Here is a 26,974-nt window from a genome sequence, read left to right as displayed (position 1 = left end):
GCCCGCTTTTAGGTCGGCCAACACCGCCCTGAGCAGCAGGTTCGCTATCTGGGCAGGCTCAAGGCCCGCCAGCGGCCCGCTCCTCGGCGGCTCGTAGGTCCCCTTCTCGCGCTCGCTCGGCCCCATCGCGGCATCCTCCTTCGGCGCAGGCTTCGCTTCCCCCGTCGGCAGGATCCTACCACGCCGGCCCTGGAGCCTGAGCGGGACGCCGCGGTCGTGCGGAAGCCTTCCGGCCGCCCAGTTTCCCACGCTCACGCGACCGACGCCGGCGATCGCGGCGGCCTCGGCCTGCGTCATGCCCTCCTCGAGCGCCCACAGCGCCAGCTCGACGACCTTCCTGTCGTACATGCGGACCCCTTCCCGGACCTTCGCGGTCCAACTTTTTGTCCGCATCCCCTTTAGAGAATCTCGAGCATCATTTATGTTGTATTCACAACGAAACCGTCCTTAATCAAGCATCATTTCGTTGCAATAACAACTTATGCACCGAAAATATACCCCTATAGGGTATACTAAACGTCGATTTTTTGGCATCGAGGAAGGGTTTGACTTGCATCCTTCGGCATGCGGCCGCACACGACGGTCGTGTGCCGAATGCGCATCGAACGCATCGAACGCGGCAAACGCAGCCGTCCCTCCGTTCCGACCGCTTGGATTCTCGCTCGCCTTCGCGCTTCCTTCGCAAGCGGTATCATGCATTCGTTTTTTTGCAGCATCGCATCGACGGCCTCGACGGATCGGCTTGTGCGCGCCCGATACCATCCGCCCCGCGTCTCGAATGCCGGACACGAAGGCGGATGGATACCATGGGCGATAACACGACATTCGATGCAGCCTTTCTTGACGGCATCGACCCTCGCATCGTCGAGCGCATCTGCGCGACGCTTCAATGCGATCGGCGGGATATCGTCGATGTCGCGCCTGTGTCGGCAGGCCTTACCAACAAGTCGTTTCGCTTCTCGTGCGCAGGTGAGGCATACATCTATCGGCATCCCGGCGTCGGATCCGACGCGCTCATCAACCGCACATCGGAAGCGTACGCGCTCGGCATCGCGCGCAAGCTGGGGCTCGATTCGACGTTCGTGCACGAGGATCCGATCGAGGGCTGGAAGATCTCCCGCTTCATACCCGGATGCGTCGAATTCGACTATGGAGACGAGGCGCAGGTGGATGCCGCTATGGAACTCATTCGTCGTCTTCATCGAAGCGGCGAGACGTCGCCTTGGTCGTTGGACTTCCATGAAGAGGCGCTCCGCATCTTGGACATGCTTGAGCAGGCGTCGTATCCGATACCCGACGGCTTCTCCGAACTTCGCGCGACCATCGATGAAGCGGCTGCCTTCCTTGCGCGCGAGAGAGGCGAGAAGGTTTTCTGCCACAACGATTTCTACGGCCCCAACATCCTCGTGAAGGACGGCCGTCTCCAGCTTATCGACTGGGAATACGCCGCCATGGGAGACTACGGCTGCGACCTGGGGAATTTCATCGCACAAACCCCTGAGTACTCCCTCGATGACTGCACGAGGCTGTTCGATTCCTATTTCCAGAGGCCGGCGACGCCCGCCGAGGCCCGCCATTGCCTCGCGTGCGCGGCCGTCGTCGGGTTCTACTGGTACGTCTGGTCGATGTTCCAGGAGATGCAGGGGAATCCGATGGGCGAATGGCAGGATATCTGGCGCCGCGCGGCCCAACGGTTCGGCGCACAGGTCCTGCCGTCGTACCGATGCGATCCTGCGCTTCGTGCGAGGAGGATGTCGCGCAAGGAATTCGATCGCCTGGTCGCACGCGCGGAGGCGGGGAAGGCGAGCGAGGACGAGCTTCAAGCGCTCGAACCGTATCGCGCGAAGAGGGCGGTCCTGCTCGCAGCCGGGTTTGGCAGCAGGCTCCTTCCCATCACCGCGACCACCCCCAAGCCGCTCGTGCGCGTCCACGGCGTCCGCATCATCGATCGGCTCATCGATGCCCTTCGCGCCGTCGGCATAGAGGAGATCTACGTGGTCAGGGGGTATCTGAAAGACGAATTCGACCAGCTGCTTCCGGCGTATCCCATGCTGAGGTTCATCGACAATCCCCTCTACGATTCGACGAACAACATATCGTCCGCCGCAGCCGCCGCCGGCTGCTTCGAAAACGCCTACGTCTTCGAGTCGGATCTGTTGCTCGCGAACCCCGGGCTCGTCACGAAATACCAGTTCGAATCGAACTACCTGGCAATTCCCGTCCCGGCGACCGAGGACTGGTGCTTCGATGCCGACGAGAAGGGCTCCATCACGCGCATCGCGAAGGGAAGCGATAAGCCCTGCTGGCAGATGGTAGGTCTTTCGTTCTGGACGAAGGAGGACGGTGCGCGCCTCGCCGCGGACATTCCCGCGGTGTTCGCGCAGGGCGGGGATTGCGCGCAGATCTTCTGGGATGACGTCGCGCTCGTGCATCGTGCGGACGCCTATGACGTGCATGTGAGGGAATGCTCCTTCGACGATATCGTCGAGATAGATACGTTCGCCGAGCTCCAGGCCATAGATCCGGCCTATGCCGCCGAAGGGGATTAGGCCGCGTCGGGCGTCGATAGTGTCGAATGCCAGATGTTGACGCGCTGTGATGGTCGAAATGCCGTTCACTCGGTATCCTACGAGGAACCTATGGACAGAAGGAATCCTGGGAACCATACGGATCGCACATGACGACAGTGAAGGATTGCATGCATGGCAGGGCAGACTACAGCTCAAGGTAATTCGTTCGAACTATCGCGGAAGGTTGCGGCCGTATGCTGCGCAGCGGTTCTCGGCGCATCCCTCTACGCGGTGCCCGCCTTCGCCGATGAAGATGAGCTTCTTCTCGACGCCGCTTCGGCCTCGCAAGATGCAACCGCAGGGGCTTCAAGCGAAGCCTCCACCCCGACGGCCGCCGATTCGCTCGGCAACTCCGACGCATCCGGACAGGGCGCGGCATCCGAGGCCGTGCCGGAAGCTCCCGTCCCCGAATCTCCCGCACCTGCCGTTCCTCCTGCAGGTGCGCTTACCCTCAGCGAATCCTCGCTGATGTTCGAAGACGCCCAGGATTCAGCGACGCTTGCCGCTGCGGGCGCCCAGGGTGCCGTTTCCTGGAAAAGCACCGATCCGCGCGTCGCGACCGTGTCGGACGGCGGCGTCGTCACGGCGGTCGGTGCGGGAACCTGCCGCATCATCGCGCGCGACGATGCGGGCGTCGAAGCATCCTGCGAGGTGAAGGCCAGTGCCTTCGACCGCAGCGATGCATCCGGACGCCTGGCGTACCTGCATCCCGACGGATCGCGCGCCCAGGGCATGGTAAGCGTCCATGGGTCGCGGTATCTGTTCGACGCGAACGGCTGGGCGCGTTCCGGCTGGCAGAAAAACGACGGCGTCTGGATGCACTTCGATTCGAAGACCTTCGCGGCCGTTACCGGCTGGAACCGTCTTACGTGGAACGACCGGGCGTCCTGGTACCTCTTCGATGCCGAAGGCCGCATGCTGACCGGATGGCAGAAGGACGACGGGAAGTGGTATCTGCTTTCCGACGGCGGGCGCATGCTCAAAGGCTGGCAGAAGGTCGGCGGTTCCTGGTATCACATGGCCGATGCCGGCGGTGCCATGGATACGGGCTGGATCAGGGACGACGATAGCTGGTATCTGCTTGCGGAATCCGGGCGCATGCTGACCGGATGGCAGAAGGACGACGGGAAGTGGTATCTGCTCTCCGATTCCGGCCGCATGCTCAAGGGCTGGCAGAAGGACGAAGGTTCCTGGTACCACATGGCCTTCGACGGCGGCGCCATGGAGACCGGCTGGATCAAGAGCGGCGGATCGTGGTATCTGCTCGGCGAGTCGGGCCGCATGCGCACCGGATGGCAGAAGGTCGATGGCAGCTGGTACCACCTGGATGATTACGGCCGTATGGACACGGGGTGGCTCAAGCTTCATGGCACGTGGTACCTGCTTTCCAGCGGCGGACGCATGCTCACCGGCTGGCAGAAGGTCGGCGGAGAATGGTATTACCTGTATGAGCAGGGCGACATGGCGTCCGACGAGTGGGTCGGCGACTACTATGTGCGTCCGAACGGGGAGTGGAGCGATTACGCGACCTCGTACAAGACGGGGTACCAGAATCCTTCGGGATACTATCAGCTGAGCAGCAAGAACGTGTATTTCAACGGGTACGGCTCGAGCTTCGACTACGCGACGCCCTCGAGGATCGCCAAAAGCGCCACCCGCTCCGAGGCCATCGAGGCGTTCATCGATCGCGCGTACGATTATCGGGGCACCGACTACGTGTGGAACTGGTCGAAGCGACCGGGCGAAGGCGTCGACTGCATAGGCCTCGTGTTCCAATGCGCATACGCCTGCGGCATGGATTTGGACGGCGGCACGAAGAACTTCGACGACTTCAATCCCTACACGCATTACATGACCGGCGCGAACGGATGGCATAGCCATGATGCCGATAATATGTGGAACTACGGTAAGGTCCAGCATCTTTCGCTATCGCAGCGCGAGCGCGGCGACGTGATCTACTGGCCCGGCCATGTGGCGATATACCTGGGCAACGACAAAATCATCGAAGCGTTCGGCGACGATGTGCACGTTACGAGCCTCTGGTCCCATAGAAGCTCTCCGACGGGCGTCATGCGCTTCTTTGTGAAATAATGGCCGGGAAACCGGATGTTCGATAGGCGCATCGCAGGGGTGCGCCTATTTTTTCGGCTGCCCGTATGGCCGGCACGACGGAGGGATGGGGCATGGCGCTTCATACGAAGGACGACAAATTCGCGCATCTTCTTGCGATGTACTGCGAGTTCGATGACTGGGCCCGCGCCCACGACGTCAAGGTGTTCCTCGATTGGGGAACGCTGCTCGGCGCCGTGAGGCATCGCGGCTTCATTCCCTGGGATTTCGATCTCGATATCAGCGCGACGTGGGGAGACTACCAGCGTCTGTTGAAGGCGTGGGACGAAGACCCGCTGCCGAACCGCGCGATCGTCAACATCTACCGCAATCCTGGGTACCCGTCGCTTTTCTCACGCCTGGTGGACACCGCCACGACCGAGATCCGCCGGGCGTCTGCCTGGGACCTTGCGCCGTGCGGCATGTCCATCGACATCTTCCCCCTGGTTCCTTTGCCGAAGGATCCGAAGAAGCGCGAGCGTGCGAAGGATGCGATGCTCGTGTTCTACGAGCTGACGAACCACATGATGCTCAACAAGCGTTCGCGCAGGAAAAGCATGCGTCGGCTCCTTGCGAAGTCTTTGGTCAAACGCCGCATCTTCGGAGAGAAGCGGGTGCTCGAAGACCTGCACAGAATCGCGTTCTCGACGCCCGAGGAAGAATGCACGGCCTATATGGAGCTCACAGGCGGCAGCGTCGATGCCTGCGTCATCGAGAAGGACGTCCTCGGCACATACAAGGAGCTGCCCTTCGAGGGGCATATGTCCTACGTGCCCGAGAAATACATCGAATTCCTGCAGGCCGGCTACGGCGTGACCTGGCGCAATTACCCGAGCAACCGGTCGGGCGGCTACCATTACGTCGAAAACCTCGACATTCCCTACGACGTGTACGTGCACGACTACATGCAGTTCCTCGACAAGGAGAAGGTTCTCAAGAACTACCGGACCTTCAAAGCCAAGGAGCTTCAGGACGTGCTCATGCGCGCGCACGTATCCCCTGAATACTGCCGCACGTCCCTTCAGCCTGCGCGGCTGCGCGTCGAGGCGTTCGGATCTCCCTCGGAATATGCCGAAGACGTGCCCGAAGACCTTGAAGCCGCCCTGACGGACTACGTGAATGCGCAGATCGCCTCGAAGCCGTGGTACTGGCGCGTCTGGGGCGGCCTGTCGGACGAATGGATCGCGCTCGCGTGCCGCATCTTCTTCGACCGCGGCATGTACAACAAGATCATGCATATCATCACGCAGAGGTCCTGGTCGCTCGACGAACCGTTGCCCGAAAGCATCCTCGAGGTCAAGAACAAGATAGAAGCCATCTTCCGCGTGTACAACGCCATCGATTACAACGATACGGACGAGGTCAGACGCCTTGTCGCGCAGGACGGTGCGGTTCTCGACGCGCTCGTGTCCACGCATGCGGATCTCTATCTGCGCTCGTGCGACGCCGAAGGCGAAGACGATTGGCGCGCGGTCGCCGAGGCGGCCGAGACGGCGCTCGCCGCATTTCCCGGCGACGACGAGATCGAACGACGCCAGGCCGTCGCGTACGCGCGCATCGGCCGCACGGACGAGGCGTCCGCCATGCTCGAAGACATCATCGTCCGTTCGAACAACGGCATGACGGTCCTCGCCGCTAAGGATGACAGGAAGGAGCTCGGCCTTGACGAGCGCGATTGAGAAGCATCACCTGAAACTCCTGGAGGAATTCGACGCGTTCTGCGCTGAGCGGAACATCCCGTATGCGCTCGCGTTCCATTCCGCATGGGATGCGGAGAAGTTCGGCGGCTATCACGGGGGGATGTACGAGACCTCGGTCCATATGACCGAAGAGGCGTTTCGCAGGCTCCAGGAGGCCGTGCTTCCCGAAGGCCGCGGCATCGTGGGCTTCTCGAAGCGCGGCCATGCGGCGAAGTATGCGGATATGAACGCCATCGCCATCAACTTCGTCGACGAGCCGGTGGAGAAGCTGCCCGTTCCCGGTATCGCCATCGCGATCCTGAACCGGTCTTCCGACGGTTCATGGACGGGATCGAAGCCCCGCAAGCGCAGAGGGTCGTTCGTCCTGCCCGGCACCATCTTCGACGAGCTTCGCCGCGTGAAGCTGGACGACGGCGAGTTCTGGGCGTTCGCCGATGCCGACGCGTACCTCACGGCCCTTGCGGGCGAAAGCTGGCGCACGGCGAAATGGCCGTACTTCACGCCGAAATCCGACATCTACCTCACGTTCGACACGGACACCGATCCGCATCGGTTCATGGCGTCCCCCGTCGTGCGCAGGATGCTGCGGTGGCCGAACCGTGTGTTCCGCGCGAAGTATCGCGACTGGGTCCGCGAGAAGTACAACCCGTTCTACAAGAAGACCCTGCGCTATCCGCTCTACCTGACGAGGACCGAGAACCGCTTCGATCTGTGGGAAACCTACTATCCCCTCGAAGCCGACCTCGTCGCCATGTCGAAGGACCCCGCGCGCGCCGAAGAGTTCGAGACCGTGCTCGAACCCCTGGTCGAGCGCATGGTGTATTGGAATACGCAGAAGCTCGGCCTGTCCGTGGACGACGATCTGCTGGATCTGTGCATGCCCCTTCTCGAACGCCGTCTGGGCAAGGAAGGCGCCGAGAAGCTCGTCTCGCGCATTCCCGAGGCGTACCGCACCTCCCGCATCGAAGACGTCCTGCGCGAGCGCGGCGTGGGCCATCCGCTGCTCGAAACGGTATAATCCATACGTTCATCTGCCTGCATGGCGTTTAAGGAGCATGGAATGTCACGTACGTACAAGCGGATCCTCCTTCTGATGATGGGCGGGTCCGGCACGCGTTTCGGCGCGCCCGTTCCCAAGCAGTTCGTCGAGGTCGAGGGCAAGCCCACGTTCAGCTACCTGGTCGAGAAGTATGCGAGCATCGATTTCGCCGACCGCATGGTCATCGTCTGCAACGGCGACTGGGTCGACTATACGCGCGAATGGGTCGGAAACCTCGGGCTCGGCATCGACTGGGCCGTGGTCAACGGCGGCGCGAGCCGCTCCGAATCCGTCAAGAACGGCCTGACCGAGGCGGCGAAATCCGCGGTCGCGGGCGATATCGTCTTCATCCACGACGTCACGCACCCCTACGTCGACGAGGCGCATCTCGAAGAGCTGTCCGCCGCTGCGGCGGCCCACGGCGGCGCGACGATGGGCGAATGCCAGTACGACACCGTCTACGGCATCGACCCCGAAACCCGCATGCTCGAGCGCGTCATCCCGCGTCAGACGGTGGTGACGGGCGCGAGCCCCGAGGCCTTCGAGTTCTCGCGCATCTGGGGCATCTACAGCACCCTTTCGGTCGACGAGCTGGAGAACTACACGTCGGCGGGCGCCCTTGCGCTGGCGTTCGACATACCGATCGAAGTCGTGCCGACCGACCTCATCAACCTGAAGATTACCTATCGAAACGACATGGAAGCCTTCAAGAAGCTCTTCCATAACTATTATTTCTAGGACAACGATTCCAATCGCGCGGTCATCGGGCCGCGCGATTCTCATCGCAAGGGAGCGCCTATGAAAGCTGCGGTGCTGCACGGCACGCAAGAGATCGTCTACGAAGATATCGAACGCACGGAGCCGGCCGCCGGCGAAGTGGTCGTCAAGGTCCACTACACCGGCGTCTGCGGGTCCGACGTGCCGCGCGTCCTCCAAGGGCGCGTGCATTTCTTCCCGCTCGTGCTCGGGCACGAATTCTCGGGCCGAATCGTCGCGGTGGGCGACGGCGTCTCCTCCGACCTGGTCGGACGTCGTGTCGCCGGCGTTCCGCTGCAGCCCTGCATGGAATGCGAGGATTGCCTGGAGGGCGACTATTCGCTCTGCGGCCATTACGGCTTCGTCGGCTCCCGCTCCCAGGGCAGCATGGCCGAATACGTCACGCTGCCCGAGAAGAACGTCGTGTTCCTCGGCGATGACGTGCCCGATCTGGACGGCGCGTTCTTCGAGCCCGCTGCGGTCGCCATCCACGGCATCGAGCTCGCGCATTTCAAGGAAGAGGCCACGGCCGCGGTCGTGGGCTGCGGGACCATCGGCATCCTCTGCGCCCAGGCGCTTTCCGGCTACGGCGCGTCCAACGTGGTCGCCACCGTGCGTTCGGCCCCGAAGGCCGCCGCCGCCCGCGCCGCCGGCGTGACGAAGCTCGCCGACACGCTGGAGGAAGATTGGCTCGACCAGGTGCTCGCTCTGAACGACGGGCGCCGCTTCGACTACGTCTTCGATACCGCGGGCACGCCGGAAACCATCCTCGATTCGTTCGAGCTGGCCGCCAACAAGGCCCGCGTCATGTTCATCGGCACGCCGTCGCGCGACGTGGCCTTCACCGCGAAGCAGTGGGAGACGATCAACCGCAAGGAACTCACGGTCGGGGGCTCGTGGATGTCCTACAGCAAGCCGTGGCCGGGTGTCGAATGGGATATCGTCAACCGTTTCTTCAATCAAGGAATCATGAGGGTGGTTCCCGAGATGTTAGATACGGTTTACAATCTCTCCGACACATCGGATGCCTTCGAGCGTTACGCCAAGCGCGACGTCGAAGGCAAGATTCTCATCGACTCTTGGGAGGAACACTAGATGATTACGCTGCAGGAAATCGTGAAGAAGAACAAGGAAGGCCGTCGCGCCGGCATCTATTCGTGCTGCTCCGCCAACGAGGACGTCATTCGCGCCGCGCTCATCCGCGCGCGCAAGACCGGGACGCCCGCCCTGATCGAATCCACATCCAACCAGGTGAACCAGCTCGGCGGCTACACGGGCATGACCCCGTTCGACTTCGCCGATTTCGTACGCCGTCTCGCCGAGGAGAACGCGGTGCCTTGGGAGCAGGTCATCGTCGGCGGCGACCATCTGGGCCCGCTGCCCTGGGTGGACTGCGAAGAGGAAGAAGCGCTCGTGAACGCCGAGGAGCTCGTACGCGAATGCGTGCTCGCCGGCTATAAGAAGATTCACCTGGACACCAGCATGCGCGTCGCATCCGACGACCCGGCGAAACCTTTCATGACCAAGACCTGCGCCGAGCGCGGTGCGCGCCTGTGCCGTGCGGCCGAAGACGCCTATGCCCAATACAAGGAATCGCACCCCGAGGCGCCTGAGCTCGTCTATGTCATCGGCAGCGAGGTCCCCGTGCCCGGCGGCGATTTCAACGCCGGCGAGATGGGCGTGACCACGGCGGACGACGCCTACAACACCATCCGCATCTATCGCGAGGAGTTCGAGCGTCTGGGCCTGGAAAAGGCCTTCGGGCGCGTCGTCGCCATCGTCGTCGAGATGGGCGTCGAATTCCACGAGTTCAGGATCGACGAGTACGATCGCACGCGCGCGGCCGACCTCGTCGCCGCGATGCGCAAGGAGCCCCTGTGCATCGAGGGCCATTCGAGCGATTACCAGACCACGACGAACCTGACCGCCATGTGCGAAGACGGCGTCGCCATCCTGAAGGTCGGCCCGGCGCTCACCTTCGCGCTGCGCGAGGCGCTCTTCGCCCTCGAGCAGATCGAGCGCGAGATCTACGCCGAGACGCCCGAGGTCTGGTCCGACTATCGCGAGGTGCTCGAGCGCACGATGCTCGAGAACCCGAAGTCGTGGGCTCCGTACTACCAGGGAACTCCCAACGAGCAGCGCATCGCGCGCGCCTATAGCTTCTACGACCGCTGCCGCTACTATTTCGCGCAGCCGGCCGTCGTCGCGGCCCGCGACGCGCTGGTGGAAAACCTGTCCGGCAACAAGATTCCGCATTGCATGCTGAGCCAGTACTTGCCCAACCAGTACTATCGCGTGCGCATCGGCGCTCTGAAGAACGAAGCCGCCGACATCATCTGGGATCACATCGGCGATGCCATCGACGGCTACCTGCGTGCGACCGATTACTGCGGCGTGGGCGAGCCTCTTTCGGCTCCGCTCTTCTAAGACGAGTGCTTCAAGGGGGAACGCACGCTATGGCGGACATCTCAACGCTCCGGACGTCTGAAGACATCGATTTCATCAAGCAGGCGTTCGGAGAGTCCTACTACGACATCAAGACCTACGAGGACCTGCGCGCGGCGCAGGTCCTTTCCGCCACGCGCGCGGCGAACGTCGAGCTTCTGGCGAAGTTCGACGCCTTCTGCCGCCTGCATGGCATCAAGTACTTCGCCTACGGCAAGACGCTGCGCGGCGTGGTGTCGTATGCCGACTTCCTGCCGGGCGACGCCGAGCTCGAGCTCGGCATCCTGCGCGCGGATTACGACCGGCTGGTCGGCGCCTGCCGCCGTCTGACCGACGAAGAGGTCGAGGAGCTGGGCTGGCGCTTCGATACGACGTTTGCCAAGAAGCGCTACCGGGACATCGACGCCATCTACCCGCGCGTGACCGCGCTCGAACCGACTCCGGTCCTCTACGATGGGAAGGTCGTGTTCGACGGGTCGTCCCTGCCGATGCAGGTGCGCGGATCGTTCGAGCTGCCCGTCTTCGAAGAGGTGCCCGACGACTTCTTCACGCGCAAGAAGTTCTTCCGCCAGATGAAGAGGCGCAACACCATCATGAAGCGCGCCATGAACGCGCGCGAGCTCATGATCGACGACGAGGGCGTGACACGTTTCCAGCATGGTGCGCGTCTGCGCTATCGGTTCCTGCCGCTTCGGTTCGCCTCATGGCTCATGCATCATCGCGCGCGCAAGTACGCAGGGCGGGGCATGAGCAACGTCACGCGCGTCGCGGGATGGCGCTCCGTCACGGTTCCCATCACCGATTTCGGCGAGATGCAGCGCCTTCCGTTCGCAGGCATCCAGATCTACTGTCCGATTCGTCCCGATATCTGGGCGAAGGAGCCGATTATCGAGACGACCCCCGAACTGCGCCGCCTTCAGGAGGACGCGAAGGAGATCGTCGCCGAGATCGACCGCATCTGCCAGAAGCTCGGCATCCAGTACTTCGCATGCGGCGGCACGATGCTCGGCTACGTGCGTCACGGCGGTTTCATCCCGTGGGACGACGACATCGATATCGGCATGATGCGTGCCGACTACGAACGCTTCAAGGCCGAGGCGGGCGCGCTGCTCGACGGCGAGCGCTTCTTCCTGCAGACGCGCGAGACCGATCCGAACATCCCATACCTGTTCTCGAAGGTCAGGATGAACGGCACCACCTACATCACCGACTACAACAAGTTCCGCGATTTCCATAAGGGCATCTGCGTGGATGTGTTCCCGTTCGACTACATCCCGAACGATCCGTCCGAGCAGCGCGCGTTCCGCGGGCAGGTCAAGGCGGCGGCGCGGGCGCATAACCGCATCGTGAACCGCCAATATCCGAAGGCCCAGTCGGCAAGCGTCGGCGCGAAGAAGAACATCGACTGGCTCATCTCGCAGATCAACGGGCGCCTGCTGGCGCACCATTACTGGTCGTTGTCGCTGGATGAGACGCAGCGCCATTTCGACGAGGTGGCCGGGACCTACAACGACCAGGCGGCCGAAGAGGGTCTGCAGTACGTCGCCTGCTTCGTTCCGTCGTATACGATGGCGAAGGTGTCCGACCTGTATCCCGCGCAGCGCGTGAGCTTCGACGGGCTCGACATCATGCTGCCGAACAACCCCGAGGTCTTCCTGCGCATGCAGTACGGCAACTTCATGGTGCTGCCGTATCCGCATCAGCGTGCCGGCCATGACCTGCTGCTCTGGTCCGATGAAGAGGGCGTGGGCGGCGGCCGCGAGGCCGAAGAGCTCGCCGCCGAGGAAGCCGACGAATAGACGTCTACGGGCGCCTGCGGGGCGCTCGGTCGCGATGCGCCCCGTCTTCTTTGGATAGCATCCATTTCGAGACGGGTTCGATGGCGTATTCCCGCGCGCCCCATGCAGCGAAAACGGCCGCGGCGGCCACGACAAGGTAGGGAAGAAGCGCGCCTTCCATGTAGAGGGGCGTGAAGGAGTAGATCTGGTTCAGCGCGATATGCGTGAGGTAGAGTTCGAGCGAGAATCCGCCGACGAACGATAGGAACCGCATCGCCGCAGGCTTCTCGGGCGCGCCCGGTTTGTCGAAGATCGCGAAGATGCCGCAGATCGCGTAGCTGAGGGAAATGCCGCCGAGGGCCTGGAACAAGCGGTTCCAAGGAACAACGATGAGATCGGTGGGCTTGAGGGATACGAAGGTCACGGCCGCTGCCGCGACGATGATCCAGGTCCACCAGCTCAAGGTGCGGCGTTCGTAGACGTACTTTCCCGCGAAGCAGCCGAAGACGAACACGGGGATGCGTCCGATGGCGATTTCGATCATGTAGTAGAAATCGGGGACGTATGCCCACAGGGAGAGATCGACCGTGATGATGAGCGCTTCGAGGACGACGAGCCTGACCGCCGCGTTTCCGCGCGGCGATTCGAAGAGGAACGCATGGATGAGCGGATAGCATGCATACAGGGGGATGAGGAGCGAGACGAACCAGACGGAGGCGACGCCCGTGAACCAGAACTCCAGCGTCGTGGCCTTCAAGACGAAGTGCGCCATCGCCGTGCCCAGGTCGGGATCCTGCACGAGGCAGCGGATGATCCAGTACCCGTAGTCGATGACGACGAGAGGCACGATGAGGCGCACCGCCCTTTTCTTCATGAAGTCATGCAGCGTCGGTTTCTTCGCATACGAGAAGAAGAGGCACACGCCCGAAAGGAAGAGGAAGACGTCGACGCCGGCGTTGCCGAGCTCCATGATGCCCTTGAACCAGAGGAGCTGCTCGATGCCGAACGAGAAGTCGACGCTATCGATCGTCGCATGGTAGATGACGATCCAGAGTATCGCGAACCCGTACAGAGGCGCGCGATAGGTGCTCACGATATCGAGCCTGAAGGGCTTCAAGGGCGGATTCTCCTTGCGGCGTGATGGATGGGGAAGTTGCATGGATTATACGCCCACGGCTTACGTCGTACGACCGCATCGGCAGGCGGGCGCTTATTTCGATAGGTCGTCGTTTTCGTCCCAGCCCCAGTAGACCGCATGGGTCTGCCCATACCACCAGACCCAGGATCCTAGGTCGACCGTGCGGATATAGCCGACGTTGTCCATGACGCGCCCGTTGCCGATGTAGATGCCGATGTGTCCCCAGATGGATCCGGCCCAGGTGTGCGGATGGGAGGATGTGGCGACCTCCATGCCGACCTTGAGGTCGGCCGGATCCTTGGAATTGCAGAAGTCCCAGTACATGTTGCACGCATCGCCGGGATAGACGTACGACGTCCCCGTCGCGTCGCGATAGACCCGATCGACCCACTCCGAGCAGAGGTTGCCGCCGGGAGAAGGAACGGTGTAGCAGGACGCCACCATGTCTCTCTGCCGCTTGGTGAGCGTGCCGTCCTGCACGCCGTCGAGGGTGGGAAGGGCGCCGTTCGGCATGAGGCAGTACCAGACGCCGCCGGTCTTCACCCATCCCGTGTCCATGCGGCCTGAATCGCGCAGGTGGTACCAGGTGCCGCTCAGTTTCGTCCAACCGGTGTCCATCCTGCCGGAGGCGCGCAGGTGGTACCAATATCCCCCGTCTTCGACCCAGCCCGTCTCCATGGCGCCGCCGGCATCGGCCAGGCGGAACCAGGAGCTGCCGTCTTTCTGCCAGCCCTTGAGCATGCGGCCGGATTCGGCGAGCAGGTACCATTTCCCGCCGTCTTTCTGCCAGCCGGTGCGCATACGGCCTTCGTCATCGAAAAGGTACCATGACATCGTGCCGTTCCATGCAAGGCGCGCCCAACCCGTATCGGCCGCGCCGGACGATGAGAGGTGATGCCAGGAGCCTCCGTCTTTGATCCAACCGGTCCGCATGCGTCCGGATTCGCCCAGGCAGTACGATGCGCTTCCGACCTTCTGCCAGCCGGTGAGCATGCGGCCCTCATCGTCGAAGAGGTACCACGAGGGATCGTCGCCGTTGTAGGAGGCACGCCGCCATCCCTGCGCCGCGGTGCCCGTCTTGCTGTCGAACAGGTACCAGACGCCTTCGTGGTCGATCCATCCGGTCCGAGGATCGCCGTTTCCGTCGAAGAAGAAGATCGCCGCTCCGACCTTCTGCAACCCGACCGCCTTCGAACCGTCGGGGTTGAGGTAATGGGGTCGGTCGAGCTCGTCGTAGATGAGCTGCGATGCCGATACCGCGCAGATCGCGACCGCGCCCGTTTCGTCCGTTGCGGTGATCGCGCAGGTGCCGAACCCCGTCGCCGTCACGACACCTTCGGGCGATACGTTCGCCACGGCATCCGACGAGCTTGTCCAGGTCACGGAGCCCGATGCGCCGATCGCGGCAAGCCGGTGCGTTTCGCCTGCGTTCGCGAATGCGAGCTCTGCCGCATCGAGCGAGAAGCCTGCGGCTGCGCCGTCGTCCCCATTGCCCGCGACCGTCGATCCTTCTTCGCCGCGAACGACGGCGCCCGTGGCGGCTTCATCGACAGGATCGTCCGATTCTCGATCGGATGGCATCGAGGCCGCCGCGAAAGCATCGCCTTGATTCGCGTCGGCGGCCAAGGCGGCATCTGCACCCGCGTCGTCGGCGAAGGCGGGGCGCGCAAGGAAGGCGGGGTGCGCGAGCGCAAGGAAAGACATGGCCAGAAGCGCAGCGATTGCGGCTGCGACAAGGGCGATTGCGGGGCGTGAGGCCTGTTTCGGGGCGGATGGCACGGTCATGGCGGCCTTTCTTGAGGAGATGTTGCACTTTTTAGGCGAAAACAGGACCGAAGGGTCTCGTCTATACACGTTACGGCAGGTAGTCTCACATTATGCAGCAAACAAGGACGCGGTGCGAATCGCGAATGCTGCACGACGCGCAACGCCGACGGCATTTCCTCGGCATCCCTCCGTAAACGCAGCCTGCGCGTCGGGAAGGTTTGATATGAACGCTTTGACCAAGGTCCTCCTCGCCCTGGCATGCGCATGCTGCGTCGCGCTGTGCATCGAGGGAATGGCGCCGAAGCCCGCCTGCGCTCTTGAGCCCATGTCGTTGTCCGATGAGATGAAGTACTTCGCGAAGTACGAGAGCTCCCAGAATTACGCGCAGACCTTCAGCTCGGGCGACGACTACAACGCGATGGGCTACTACCAGTTCGATCGTCGGTACGGCCTGCGCGATTTCATGCAGACGTGCTATGACGACCATCCGCATATCTTCAAGGCGCTGGGAAAGGCCTTGGAGTATTCGAGCGGGGATTTCAAGAACAAAGACGTCGTCTACACGGATGATGACGGCTACGTGCATTTCACATCGTTCGGCGTGACCCTCAACGCGGCGTGGAAGGCCGCGCACAAGAGCGATCCGGAGCTTTTCGCCGGCTACCAGGACGCTTGGGCATATCAGCAGTACTACCGGCCCGTGCAGAGGATCATGAAGTCGCGGTACGGGATCGATCTTTCCGAGCGTTCCGACTGCATCAAAGGCCTCTGCTGGGGCATGTGCAACCTCTTCGGCCAGACAGGCTGCCTGTATTTCTTCGACAAGGCGGGTCTGAGCGCCGGCATGTCCGATCGCCAGTTCGCACGCGCGGCCTGCAACGCGGTCGTCGACAATGTGGCGGCGCGGTACCCGTCTCAACCTCAGTATCATCAGGGCTGGCAGAACCGCTACAAGAAGGAGCTCACCGACTGCCTCGGCTATCTGGGTCAGTGGATCCATAAAGCCGGAGGGTGGACGTTCGTGGTGAAAGGCGAGCCGCTCACGAGCGAATGGGAAGAGATCGACGGTTCCTGGTACTACTTCGATAAGGACGGATACGCCGTCCAAGACACGTGGAAGAAGATCGGCGGCTCCTGGTATCTGTTCGACGACGGCTGCCATATGCTCACCGGCTGGCAGAAGCCGGAGCGGGCCTGGTATTACCTCGATTCGTCGGGCGCGATGGTGCAGGGCTGGCGGAAGATCCGCTACGACGGCACGATGAGCTGGTTCTACTTCCGCACCGGCAACTCCGGCGGACAGATGCTCACAGGTTGGAGGACGATTCCCTACGACGGATCAGATCGCGACTTCTACTTCACCGACGACGGCGTCATGCTCACCGGCTGGCAGAAGATCGGCGGTTCCTGGTACGCGTTTTCCGGCAGCGGCGTCGCGTATGCGGGTTGGGAGAAGCTCGACTACGGCGGAACCGCCTCATGGTTCCTCTTCGGCGACGACCATCGCATGCGCACCGGCTGGCAGGATGCGGACGGCGAGCGCTATTATCTGGCGGGAAGCGGCCGCATGCTTACTGGCTGGCAGAAGATCGACGGCTCATACTATCTGCTCGAAGGCAGCGGAGCGCTCGTGCGCGGCTGGTATTTCGGCGGCGTGAACACCTACTATCTCGGCGCGGACGGCGCGATGGCCACCGGCTGGCAGAGGATCGACGGATCCTGGTATCTGTTCGACGATGACGGGCATCGCCTGACCGGCTGGCAGAAACCGTACGTGAACTGGTATCGCTTCGACGATGACGGCAAGATGCTCACCGGGTGGCAGAAAATCGAGCACGACGGCTCGATGCGCTGGTTCTACTTCATGCCGGGCGACGAGGGCGGCCGCATGCTCACCGGCTGGCAAAAGATCGTCTACGACGGCAAGGAGCGCACGTTCTACTTCGACAAGAGCGGTGCGATGCTCACGGGCACCCAGGTCATCGACGGCGTCACCTACACCTTCGCGAGCAGCGGCGTGCTGCAGGAGCCCGATTCCGCGAACGCCGCGCCCCACGCGTTGAGGACGGACATGCAGGACGATGCCGATGACGCATCGGGCGCGCAGGTCAATGCGGCCGACGCGACGGAAGCGGCGGAGATGGAGGAGATGGGGGATGCGACGGGCGACCAGGGCGCTGCCATCGATTCCGATGTCGAGACTGCGTCGGTCGGGCCTGCAGGACCGGATGGCAGCACGGCTGTGCGCGACGAGGCGGCCGCGAGCCTGTCGGATGCGCAGCCTGCGGCATAATCCCGGTCTTCGGCCCGGGTGGATGCACGGCGTATAATGGCACCTACGTTTTCCCGCCGATACAGAACGGATGCGCGCATGCTTGGTTCATACGAATTCGAGGCGCTCTACGCCATCTATGCGAAGGGCGCGCGCACGCAGCGCGCGGTGGCCGCGGCATCGGGGCTGTCGCTCGGCACGGCGAATGCCACGATCAAGGCGCTCAGAGCATTCGACCTGGTCGATGATTCTCTTGCGCCGACCGATGCAGCTCTTGACGCGCTCGCGCCGTTCAAGGTCGACAACGCCGTCATCATGGCGGCGGGCCTGTCGTCGCGCTTCGCGCCCATCTCTTATGAAAAGCCCAAGGGCGTTCTGCGCGTGCGCGGAGAGGTGCTGATCGAACGTCAGATCCGCCAGCTGCGCGAGGCCGGCATCGACGACATCACCGTCGTCGTCGGCTACAAGAAAGAGGAATTCTTCTACCTTGAAGACCTGTTCGGCGTGCGCATCGTCATCAACCACGAATACGCCACGCGCAACAACAACTCGACGATCCGCTGCGTGCAGCACCTGCTCGGCAACACCTACATCTGCTCGTCGGACGACTATTTCACCGAAAACCCCTTCGAACCGTACGTCTTCCGCGCCTACTATTCGGCGACGTTCGCGAGCGGTCCGACCGAGGAGTGGTGCCTGGTCACCAAAGGCAAGGAGCGCTTGATCTCGGGCGTCGAGGTCGGCGGGCGCGATTCTTGGATCATGCTCGGCCATGTCTACTGGGATCGTGCGTTCTCCCAAGCCTTCGGGCGCATCCTCGATGCCGAGTACGACGATCCCGCATGCGCCCCGCGCCTCTGGGAAGAGATCTACGCGGCCCATATCGACGAGCTTCCTATGGTCATGCATCCCTATGAAGATGGCGTGATCTGGGAATTCGACTCTCTTGCCGACTTGCAGGAATTCGACTCGGACTTCATAGACAACGTGGATTCGGCCATCATGGACCATGTGTGCCGCATGCTCGGCTGCGCACGATCGGACATCCACGGCATCGTGCCCCTTAAGCAGGGTCTGACGAACCTTTCATTCGCCTTCGAGGTGAAGGGCCGGCGTTACGCGTACCGTCATCCCGGCGTCGGGTCGGATGCCTTCATACGCCGCAGCGCCGAGGTCGCGGCGGAATCCATCGCGTATGAGCTGGGCCTCGATCGATCGTTCATCTTCGAGGACGTGACCGACGGGTGGAAGCTCTCGCGTTTCATCGCCGCATGCGAGCCGTTCGACGGAAGGAACGCCGCGCACGTGGATGCCGCCATGGCGGCGGCGCGCACGCTGCATGCGTCGGGGGCGGTCGTCGAACGTTCTGCCGATCCGCTCAAGGACGCCGAGAGCTATCTCGAAGCCCTGTCCGCCGATCGGCGCATCTCGTTCAGGGATTTCCCCGAGATGCACGAACAGGCCCGCCGCCTCCATGCGTTCCTTGCGAGGACCGAGAGCGGCATCGTGCTGTCCCACGGCGATTTCTGCGCTGACAACCTGATTCTCGGCAACGAGGGACTGTGCGTCATCGATTGGGAGCGCGCCGGCATGACCTGGCCTGAAGTCGATCCGGCAACATTCGCCTGCTGCTGCGCCGATTATTCCTTCGACGATGCCATCGCTGCGTTCGAATCGTATGCGGGGCATGCGCCCGAGCCTCTTGCCCTTGCACGCTACGTCGCCTGCCTGTCGCTCGTGAGCTTCGACCGCTTCGTGCGCGCCGTGTATCAGGACATGATGGGCAAGTCGGTCGATGAGCCCCTGCATTCCTGGTATAGATTCGCGAAGGCGTACGGACGGCGCGCCGAGGAATTCATCGCCATTCTGGACGAGGCTTGAGACGCTCGCGACCTTCATGGCCGCACCTCCTTGATGGAATGGTATTCTGCGCACAAGGGTGTTTCTTTCTATTTCAGGTGGTTTTCATGAATGATCTTCGGACTCGTCACGTGGCGGCGTTTTCTCGCGTCGGCCGGTTCTGCCTGATGTCCGCCGCGCTTGCCGCAGCGGCTGCGGCTCTTGGTTCGACCTGCGTCTTCGGTTCTCCCGCATACGCCTATGCCGACGATGCGGCCCTTCCGGCCGGCGGCGCCCCTTCATCTGCCCTCGCTGCCTCGCCCGACGGCGACGCGGCGGACGCGGGTTCCGACGGCGTTTCGGGCACGGCGGACGGCTCGGCGGACGCTGCGGCGCCCGGCGTTGCCGAAGACGCTTCTTCGCCGACGGGCGATACCCCTGGCGTTGACGCATCTCCTGCGCCTGCGCCTTCCGAAACGCCTGCCGCCGATGCTTCCGCGGCTCCTGCGCCTGGCGAGGGTTCCGGTTTCCCGGACGCGGCCCCTGCGGCCCCGGAGGGTGATCCGTCTACTCCCGGCTGGCATGATGTCGAGGGCGGACGCATCTATGTGATGCCTGACGGCACGAAGGCTTCCGGCAAGGCGGAAGTCGACGGCGAGATCCATTATTTCGATCCCGAGACGAATCTCGAACAGAAGGGCCTTATCGATATCGAGGGATCGACGTACTACTTCGACAACGAGACCGGCATCATGAGGACCGGCTGGGCGAAGCCGAACGACCGTTGGTATTATTTCAACGCCGACGGATCGGCGAAGAGCGGCTGGTTCAAGGACGCCGAGGCCGATGGCGCATGGTACTACTTGGAATCGACCGGTCGCAGTCGCACCGGCTGGCTGGAGGACGGCGGCGACTGGTATTACCTGCGTGAATCCGGCAGGATGGACACAGGCTGGTCGCATATCGATGGCGACTGGTACCACCTGCGCGCCTCCGGCAGGATGGACACGGGCTGGACGAAGGTGAAGGGCGACTGGTACCACCTGCGCGGTTCGGGACGCATGGACACCGGCTGGATCAAGGACGGCGGCGACTGGTATTACCTGCGGGGGTCCGGTCGGATGGATACCGGGTGGACCAAGGTTTCCGGCGACTGGTACCACCTGCGCGCCTCGGGCCGCATGGACACCGGTTGGATCAAGGTGAAGGGCTCCTGGTACCACCTGCGCGGTTCGGGACGCATGGACACAGGCTGGTTGGAATACGACGGCGACTGGTATTACCTGTACGGATCGGGCCGCATGGCGACCGACGACACGGTCGACGGATACTACCTGTCCGGATCGGGCCGTTGGATCACCGATTCCGATCTCATCTACGCCAATTCGTTCTACAGCGATACGAACTACCTGATCATCGTCGATACCGACAGCAATTGGGTGACGATCTACAAGGGTGCGAAGGGTTTCCGCTACGAGGTTCGCAGCTTCCCCTGCTCCTCGGGCGCGTATTCGACCCCTACGGTGACGGGGACCTTCGAGGTGGGCGAGAAGGGCTACGTGTTCGGCCATGGCAATTACCGCTGCTATTACTATACGCAGTTCTACGGCGACTACCTCTTCCATTCCGTGCTGTATCGTCCGGGCGGCGGCATCCTGGACGGACGTCTGGGTTATCACATCTCGCACGGATGCGTGCGCCTGGATATCGACGATGCTGAATGGATCTACGACAACGTTCCTTCGGGATCGACGGTGCGCGTGGATTAGGATCGCCGGGTCCTGCCGATATGAAGCTTCGAGGGCGTCGTTCGCGTGGCGGATGGCGCCCTCTCGCATCGGTTCCCGTCGGTTTCAGCCTGAAGCCGTTGGTTTTGCATAAATCGTTCAAAAAAATCGTTACTTAAAAATATTTGAACACACGTCGCGTAGATGCGATACTTACGCACGAACGATTATCGGCACAGATGCCTATGCAGGGAGATGCATACATGCTTTCGGAAATCGAATTCAGGGTTGTGCGCGCCGCCGCCGTCGATGCGGTTGCGCCTGGGATTGCTCTCGGGCTTTCCGCCGCAGGCGATCCCATGGTCTTGGATGGCCGGACGCTCGATGCGCTCGTATCGCACGGGCTGATCGATGCGGCAGGCCATTGCACGCAGGCCGGCCTCGATGCGCTCGCGCCGTACAAGGTGGACAACGCCGTCATTCTGGCCGCAGGGCTTTCCACGCGATTTGCGCCCATTTCCTACAAGAAGCCGAAGGGAGTGCTCGAGGTTCATGGCGAGGTCCTGATCGAACGTCAGATCCGCCAGCTGCACGATGCCGGCATCGACGACGTGACCATCGTCGTCGGATACATGAAGGAGTATTTCTTCTATCTCGAGGATGAGTACGGCGTGCGCATCGTCGTCAATCCCGATTTCGCCGCCCGCAACAACCATGCGTCGCTCAATGTCGCCCGCGACCTGCTTGCGAACACCTATGTCTGCGTGTCCGACAACTACTTCTCCGAGAATCCCTTCCATGCATACGAGCGGCATGCATACTATGCCGCCCAGCGTGCAACCGGTGCGACCGAGGAATGGTGCGCCTCGATCGACGACGATGGCCGCATCGTGGATGTCGCCGTAGGGGGGCGCGATGCATGGGTGATGGTCGGCCAGGCGTATTTCGATCGGGCATTCTCGGAGCGTTTCGCGCCCCTGATCGAGAAGGCGACCGCATGTCCCGACGACGCCGATGCGCTCTGGGAAGACGTTTTCGCCGCCCATCTGGACGAACTCGACATGCGTCTGGTGCCGTACGCGCCTGGGACCATCTTCGAATTCGACAGCATCGACGAGCTGCGCGCCTTCGACCCTCAGTTCATCACGAACGTCGATTCCGATGCCCTGGTCCATATCACGCATACGCTCGGCTGCGGCATCGAGGACGTATACGACTTCTACCCGTTGAGCGAAGGGCTCACCAACCTCTCGTGCCATTTCCGCGTGAAGGACGGTGCCGAAGGAGCCGGGGAATACGTCTACCGTAATCCAGGCGTGGGCACCGAGGATCTGATCGATCGCGCATCCGAGATGGAGGCGCAGATGCTGGCGCGCGATCTGGGCTTGGACGAGACGTTCGTCTACGAGGACCCGGATGCCGGCTGGAAGATCTCGCGCTTCATTCCGGATTGCCGTCCGCTCAACGCGCATGATCCCGTCGAGCTTTCGCGCGCGATGGCGTATGCGCGCGATCTGCATGCAGCGGACGGACGTCTGGCCCGCTCGTTCGACTACTACGACGAAGGGTGCCGCTACATAGAGCTCATCCAGGCGAAACGTTGCATCGACATCCCTCGGTTCTGGGATATGGCCGACCGTGCGCGCAAGGTGCGCGCGTATGCGCGTGCGGACGGCGGCGAGCCGTGCGTCACGCATAACGATTTCTTCGAGCTGAATTTCCTCGTCGGCGCCGACGACGCCCTGTATCTCATCGACTGGGAATACGCAGGCATGGGCGATTATGCGAACGACCTGGGCACTTTCACGGTCTGCTCGAAGCTTTCGCACGATGAGTTCGTCGCCGCGCTCGAGGCGTATTTCGGCCATGAGCCCACGCTCGCCGAGAAGCGCCACGTGGCGGCGTTCGTCGGCCTTGCGGGTTGGTGTTGGTCGGTATGGTCGATCTACAAGGAATTCGAAGGCGAGAACGTCGGCGAATGGAGCTACGTGTACCGGTCGTATGCGAAGGAATATCTGGCGCGCGCGCTGGAATGGTATGAAGGGGATGAAGCATGAGATACGGGCTTTTGAGCGGCTGCCTTTGGGGCCTCGATACGGTCATCTTGGGGATAGCCTTGGCGATGGCTCCCTATCTGGGAAGCCCCGAGACCGCGGTGCTCGCGTCTCTGGCCGGCGCCTTCCTGCACGATGCGTTCTGCGCCGTGTGGCTGTTCGCCTACATGGGCGGCAAGCGTCGCCTGAAGGACACGCTCGCCGCGCTGAAGACGAGAAGCGGCAAGGCCGTCGCGGCGGCGGCGCTTCTGGGAGGCCCTCTGGGCATGTCGGGATACGTCTTCGCCATCGGCAATATCGGCGCGGGGTACACGGCGATCATCTCGGCGTTCTATCCGGCGTTCGGGTCTCTCATGGCGGTGCTCTTCCTCAAGGAGAAGATGTCGCTCAAGCAGGTCGTGGCGCTTCTGGCCGCGCTTGCGGGCGTGTGCGTGATGGGATACGCCGCAGCCGGGTCCGATGCGATCGGCAATCCGATCATCGGCGTGGCGGGCGCGCTCGTGTGCCTGGTCGGCTGGGGTTCCGAGGCGGTCATCTGCGCCTGGGGCATGCGCGACGATGCGGTGGACAACGAGACCGCCCTTCACATCCGCGAGACCACCTCGGCGCTCGCCTACGGCCTGTTCGTGATCCCGGCCTTCGGCGCCTGGGGCTTCACGGCGAGCGTCGTGCCTTCGATGGGCACGCTCGTCATCGTGGGCGCCGCGATTGCAGGCACGACATCGTATCTGTGCTACTACAAGGCCATCTCGACCATCGGGGCGGCGCGCGGCATGGCGGTCAACATCTCGTATTCCGCCTGGGCCGTCGTCTTCGGCGCGGTGATTCTCGGCGCGCAGGTCACGCTGCTGCAAGTCGTGTGCTGCGTCGTCATCGTCGTGGGAACGGTCCTTGCGGCGAGCGACTGGAACGAGCTGTTCGGACGCATGAAGAAGGACGCGCAGCTCGCGGAGTAGAGCGGTTGCGGTTGAGATGGTTGCGTGGCCTAGAAGGTTTGGGATTGTGGACTTGCCCGTTCCATTCGGGGCGACGACGCCGATGACGTGTTGAGACGATTGCGTGGCTTAGAAGGTTCGGGACTGGATGATTCGGGACTGGATGGTTCTGGATTGGATGGTTCTGGATTGGATGGTTCGGATTTAGATGGTCCTGGCTTAGATGGTTCGACTTGGCGCGCGGTTTTCGTCGAAGAGCGAGACCGCGCGTTTTCTATCGTCGCGCGCCAGCAGCTGTGGATCAACCCGGTCGACGCCAAGGCCCGCGGCATCACCCATGGTGAATGTGTCGGGCGGCATCTCGCACCATCCCTCACGTCTATGCGGTCCATGGATTGGAAGCATTGGCAGCCATGGATTGGAAGCAGCCATGGATTGGAAGCAGCCATGGATTGGAAGCAGCCATGGATTGGAAGCATTGGCGATCATGGATTCGGAAACACTGATGAACGTCCTATGCTGACGGCGGGCATCCTTCATATGAGTTCGGCAGGATTTCAATAGGAATCGGCAAGGTCGCCATGGCAGCATGGACGCATGGCCATCATACTCTCCCATAGCTCTGCATTGGCGTTTTGGACAAACGTGCGCATCGGGCGCTCTCGTGCATTTTACGAAGGATGCAAGATCGTTCCTGCTTGCAGTTCGCCTCTGCCTTCTGCTCGAGCGACGCAGAAGGAACTCGCGCGCCTCGCGATGGTTTTCAAGCCTTCGGCCCTGGATGCGCTTGCGCTGCGTGACGACATGCATGTCCTTGTCAAGCAGGGACGACATAACGATAAAGTGCGGGGAATACGCGCGCATTCGACAACGCATGATTTCTCGTCCAGGGTATTTTTCCAGATCGCACCCGATGTATTCGCAGTCTCTCCGGCGCTCTGCTTCTGTCAGATGGGCGAGATGCTCGATCTTGTGGATATGATTCGGCTTGGAGACGAACTGTGCGGAAAATACGCCGTGCTACGGGATGAGATCGCCTTCTCTATCGAACCTTTGGTGCGACGCGTAACGCTTGCGCGTCGACTCCGCGAGCTTCCTTCTGCATACGGCAGGGCTCGCGCCGTGCAGGCAATGCGCTACGTCGTCGACGATTCGGCATCGCCCCGCGAAACCGTGCTCGAGATCATGCTTGCTCTGCCGCGTTGCAAGGGAGGATTCGGATTTTCAACACCTGAGATGAACGGCATCATCAAGGTTGGACGGGGAACCATGGACGGCGTTGGAGCTTTTCGGAGACGTGAAAATGGCGGTGTCGAGGTCAATGCAGGGGATGCGCGAGATAGGAGCTCTCTTTCCTGGAGGAGCACATGCGTCGATCTTGGATCGTTTCAAGAGGTCGCGAAAGAAACAGATTCCGGAATACTTAAGGAGAGGGCGAAGGGCTGCGTCAAGAATGCTCGAAGAAGCCAGCAGCCGAGCGGTTCGTTTTTGAAATGCGATTTGCTGTGGCGCGCGGCCGACGTCGCGGTTGAATACGACAGCGATTCGTTCCATGCGAACGCCGAGAGGATAGAACGCGATGCGCTGCGCAGGGATCTGCTCGAGCATAGGGGCATCCATGTTCTCACGGTTACAAGAAGAAGGTTCGCATCTCTTCCCATGATGGAAGAGTTCGCGGACGAGCTGCGTAAAGCGCTGGGATTGCGCAGACGTCTCCTTACGCCGAAGCAGGAGCATATTCGCCATACCCTGCATGCTGCGCTGTTGAAGCCGGGCGGTTGGAACTGAGAACGAGATTGCGGATCGAAGAAGACGTTGGCGTCAAGGATTGCGGATCGAAGAAGATGCTGGCGCCAAGGCCGCAGCGAGGGCGATGGGGGGGGGGCGCTCCTCCGGTGTCTCGGATCTGGCTTCGTTGGATGAGGCATCTTCGGTTTCGACAACGTCTTCGGCATGATCGACAACGAGTCCTCCATCGGATCTTGGCTTCGTTGAATAAGGCATTTTCGGTGGAATCGATGGGAGGGCGGGGAGCGTGGTGAGGGGATAGGAGATGAGGAGGTGAAATGGGATAGGAAACGAGGGAGTGAAACAGGGTAGGCGATGGAGCTGCGCAGTCAAGCATTCATTATGGGAGCGGCAGCGTAAGAAGCGAGAGAGCGAAATAGGGTATGAGATGGAACAACGGCGTATCCTGCTTTCTGATGCGCGTTGCTCTTCATTGGAGATGGGGAGTGCAGTTAGAAAGAAGACGGACCAGGCCATTGGGGGTCGGAAGCTGCGCCGAGTGTCGCCGCGCACGAACGCGAGAGAATGGATTCGCCGAGCGGGCAGGCTCATTGGACGGATGCATCTGTCGAGCGGGAACGGATACATCCGTTGGGCGGGCGGATTCGCAAGTGTTGGATGGGCGGATTCGCAGGCATTGGAAGTGAAATACGCCTCAAGTGTCAAAATATGGCCGCTTGGGGATGCGGACGATTTCTTGGACCGCCTACACGGCGTATCCGAGCTTCCTCCGATACTCGTCCGGGCTCAGCCACCCAAGCGATTCCCTGATCCTGTCCCTCCGGTAGTACTCGAGGTAGGACTCCAGCCTCGCGACGAATCCGTCGACGCTCACGCCGCGCCAGTCGCGGTAGTAGAAGAACTCGTTCTTCAGCCTGCCGAAGAACCCCTCCATCGCGGCGTTGTCGGGCGTGCACCCCTTGCGCGACATGGAGCGCGCCAGCCCGTGCCGCTCGCAGATAGAGACCCATCCCGGCCAGCGGTAGTGGCCGCCGCGATCGGAATGGACGGTCGTCCGCGCGCCCGGGCGCCTCTGGGCGAGCGCCGCGAGCAGGCT

The 26,974-nt window shown here is 62.1% G+C and carries 19 protein-coding genes; 15 read left to right on the top strand and 4 right to left on the bottom strand.

Features of this window, described 5'->3' with window-relative positions; translation table 11 throughout:
* On the bottom strand, window positions 1–348 hold a 348-nt coding region (locus HMPREF0762_RS09340), incomplete at its 3' end, for a hypothetical protein (RefSeq protein ID WP_040619432.1).
* 458 nt (window positions 349–806) lie between these two features.
* Between HMPREF0762_RS09340 and HMPREF0762_RS07510 the strand changes: the two genes are divergently transcribed.
* The 8 genes from HMPREF0762_RS07510 to HMPREF0762_RS07475 all read left to right on the top strand — a co-directional run bounded on the left by HMPREF0762_RS07510 (window position 807) and on the right by HMPREF0762_RS07475 (window position 12,418).
* Complete coding sequence (locus tag HMPREF0762_RS07510) at window positions 807–2,549, top strand: phosphotransferase (protein ID WP_115314288.1); 1,743 nt, start codon at window positions 807–809, stop codon at window positions 2,547–2,549.
* 153 nt (window positions 2,550–2,702) lie between these two features.
* Window positions 2,703–4,661, top strand: a complete 1,959-nt coding sequence (locus HMPREF0762_RS07505; protein WP_006363026.1) for an NlpC/P60 family protein — start codon at window positions 2,703–2,705, stop codon at window positions 4,659–4,661.
* Between the two features lie 92 nt (window positions 4,662–4,753).
* On the top strand, window positions 4,754–6,358 hold the full coding sequence (locus HMPREF0762_RS07500) for a LicD family protein (RefSeq protein WP_160150967.1): 1,605 nt from the start codon (window positions 4,754–4,756) through the stop codon (window positions 6,356–6,358).
* Window positions 6,342–7,397: a hypothetical protein gene (locus HMPREF0762_RS07495; RefSeq protein WP_115314243.1), complete on the top strand. Its 1,056-nt coding sequence runs from the start codon at window positions 6,342–6,344 to the stop codon at window positions 7,395–7,397. Before HMPREF0762_RS07500 ends, HMPREF0762_RS07495 begins: the two co-directional genes overlap by 17 nt.
* Before the next feature lie 42 nt (window positions 7,398–7,439).
* Window positions 7,440–8,156 (top strand): IspD/TarI family cytidylyltransferase, encoded by a 717-nt coding sequence (locus HMPREF0762_RS07490; protein ID WP_009076273.1) that lies wholly within the window; start codon window positions 7,440–7,442, stop codon window positions 8,154–8,156.
* A gap of 60 nt (window positions 8,157–8,216) precedes the next feature.
* The gene (locus HMPREF0762_RS07485; RefSeq protein ID WP_006363022.1) at window positions 8,217–9,269 is read left to right on the top strand and encodes a galactitol-1-phosphate 5-dehydrogenase; all 1,053 of its coding nucleotides are present in this window, start codon (window positions 8,217–8,219) and stop codon (window positions 9,267–9,269) included.
* Complete coding sequence (locus tag HMPREF0762_RS07480) at window positions 9,270–10,601, top strand: class II D-tagatose-bisphosphate aldolase, non-catalytic subunit (protein WP_006363021.1); 1,332 nt, start codon at window positions 9,270–9,272, stop codon at window positions 10,599–10,601.
* Between the two features lie 29 nt (window positions 10,602–10,630).
* A complete protein-coding gene (locus HMPREF0762_RS07475; RefSeq protein ID WP_006363020.1) occupies window positions 10,631–12,418 on the top strand; it encodes a LicD family protein in 1,788 nt (595 codons plus the stop codon).
* Window positions 12,419–12,422: 4 nt separating this feature from the next.
* Here the strand turns inward: HMPREF0762_RS07475 and HMPREF0762_RS07470 are convergent, their stop codons facing one another.
* Together HMPREF0762_RS07470 and HMPREF0762_RS07465 are read right to left on the bottom strand one after the other, a co-directional pair.
* A complete protein-coding gene (locus HMPREF0762_RS07470) occupies window positions 12,423–13,514 on the bottom strand; it encodes an acyltransferase family protein (protein WP_006363019.1) in 1,092 nt (363 codons plus the stop codon).
* Between the two features lie 93 nt (window positions 13,515–13,607).
* A complete protein-coding gene (locus tag HMPREF0762_RS07465) occupies window positions 13,608–15,320 on the bottom strand; it encodes an Ig-like domain-containing protein (RefSeq protein WP_006363018.1) in 1,713 nt (570 codons plus the stop codon).
* A gap of 205 nt (window positions 15,321–15,525) precedes the next feature.
* Between HMPREF0762_RS07465 and HMPREF0762_RS07460 the strand changes: the two genes are divergently transcribed.
* From HMPREF0762_RS07460 to HMPREF0762_RS09415, 7 genes are all read left to right on the top strand, one after another.
* Window positions 15,526–17,595: an N-acetylmuramoyl-L-alanine amidase family protein gene (locus tag HMPREF0762_RS07460; protein ID WP_006363017.1), complete on the top strand. Its 2,070-nt coding sequence runs from the start codon at window positions 15,526–15,528 to the stop codon at window positions 17,593–17,595.
* A 78-nt stretch (window positions 17,596–17,673) separates the two neighbouring features.
* Window positions 17,674–19,455, top strand: coding sequence for a phosphotransferase (locus tag HMPREF0762_RS07455; protein WP_006363016.1), 1,782 nt, complete (start codon window positions 17,674–17,676; stop codon window positions 19,453–19,455).
* An 86-nt stretch (window positions 19,456–19,541) separates the two neighbouring features.
* Window positions 19,542–21,182 (top strand): L,D-transpeptidase family protein, encoded by a 1,641-nt coding sequence (locus HMPREF0762_RS07450; RefSeq protein WP_245935524.1) that lies wholly within the window; start codon window positions 19,542–19,544, stop codon window positions 21,180–21,182.
* A 221-nt stretch (window positions 21,183–21,403) separates the two neighbouring features.
* Window positions 21,404–23,197 (top strand): NTP transferase domain-containing protein, encoded by a 1,794-nt coding sequence (locus HMPREF0762_RS07445; RefSeq protein WP_245935525.1) that lies wholly within the window; start codon window positions 21,404–21,406, stop codon window positions 23,195–23,197.
* The gene (locus HMPREF0762_RS07440; RefSeq protein ID WP_006363012.1) at window positions 23,194–24,150 is read left to right on the top strand and encodes a DMT family transporter; all 957 of its coding nucleotides are present in this window, start codon (window positions 23,194–23,196) and stop codon (window positions 24,148–24,150) included. Before HMPREF0762_RS07445 ends, HMPREF0762_RS07440 begins: the two co-directional genes overlap by 4 nt.
* A gap of 87 nt (window positions 24,151–24,237) precedes the next feature.
* On the top strand, window positions 24,238–24,693 hold the full coding sequence (locus HMPREF0762_RS09265) for a hypothetical protein (RefSeq protein ID WP_156784559.1): 456 nt from the start codon (window positions 24,238–24,240) through the stop codon (window positions 24,691–24,693).
* Between the two features lie 558 nt (window positions 24,694–25,251).
* Window positions 25,252–25,917 carry a hypothetical protein gene (locus HMPREF0762_RS09415; RefSeq protein ID WP_245935526.1) on the top strand — a complete coding sequence of 222 codons (666 nt, stop codon included), beginning with the start codon at window positions 25,252–25,254 and terminating at the stop codon, window positions 25,915–25,917.
* Window positions 25,918–26,623: 706 nt separating this feature from the next.
* Here the strand turns inward: HMPREF0762_RS09415 and HMPREF0762_RS07430 are convergent.
* On the bottom strand, window positions 26,624–26,974 hold a 351-nt coding region (locus HMPREF0762_RS07430; RefSeq protein WP_006363008.1), incomplete at its 5' end, for an IS3 family transposase.

This window comes from Slackia exigua ATCC 700122 (genome assembly GCF_000162875.1).
Taxonomy (GTDB): Bacteria; Actinomycetota; Coriobacteriia; order Coriobacteriales; family Eggerthellaceae; genus Slackia; species Slackia exigua.
This window is presented reverse-complemented; position numbering and strand designations above follow the sequence as displayed.

Excerpts from the sequence above, each read along its gene's own strand:
- HMPREF0762_RS07465 (WP_006363018.1), bottom strand. The coding sequence starts at position 15,320 with ATGACCGTGCCATCCGCCCCGAAACAGGCCTCACGCCCCGCAATCGCC.
- HMPREF0762_RS07490 (WP_009076273.1), top strand. The coding sequence starts at position 7,440 with ATGTCACGTACGTACAAGCGGATCCTCCTTCTGATGATGGGCGGGTCC.
- HMPREF0762_RS07450 (WP_245935524.1), top strand. The coding sequence starts at position 19,542 with ATGAATGATCTTCGGACTCGTCACGTGGCGGCGTTTTCTCGCGTCGGC.
- HMPREF0762_RS07475 (WP_006363020.1), top strand. The coding sequence starts at position 10,631 with ATGGCGGACATCTCAACGCTCCGGACGTCTGAAGACATCGATTTCATC.
- HMPREF0762_RS07455 (WP_006363016.1), top strand. The coding sequence starts at position 17,674 with ATGCTTGGTTCATACGAATTCGAGGCGCTCTACGCCATCTATGCGAAG.
- HMPREF0762_RS07485 (WP_006363022.1), top strand. The coding sequence starts at position 8,217 with ATGAAAGCTGCGGTGCTGCACGGCACGCAAGAGATCGTCTACGAAGAT.
- HMPREF0762_RS07445 (WP_245935525.1), top strand. The coding sequence starts at position 21,404 with ATGCTTTCGGAAATCGAATTCAGGGTTGTGCGCGCCGCCGCCGTCGAT.
- HMPREF0762_RS07440 (WP_006363012.1), top strand. The coding sequence starts at position 23,194 with ATGAGATACGGGCTTTTGAGCGGCTGCCTTTGGGGCCTCGATACGGTC.
- HMPREF0762_RS07480 (WP_006363021.1), top strand. The coding sequence starts at position 9,270 with ATGATTACGCTGCAGGAAATCGTGAAGAAGAACAAGGAAGGCCGTCGC.
- HMPREF0762_RS07460 (WP_006363017.1), top strand. The coding sequence starts at position 15,526 with ATGAACGCTTTGACCAAGGTCCTCCTCGCCCTGGCATGCGCATGCTGC.
- HMPREF0762_RS07500 (WP_160150967.1), top strand. The coding sequence starts at position 4,754 with ATGGCGCTTCATACGAAGGACGACAAATTCGCGCATCTTCTTGCGATG.
- HMPREF0762_RS07505 (WP_006363026.1), top strand. The coding sequence starts at position 2,703 with ATGGCAGGGCAGACTACAGCTCAAGGTAATTCGTTCGAACTATCGCGG.
- HMPREF0762_RS07510 (WP_115314288.1), top strand. The coding sequence starts at position 807 with ATGGGCGATAACACGACATTCGATGCAGCCTTTCTTGACGGCATCGAC.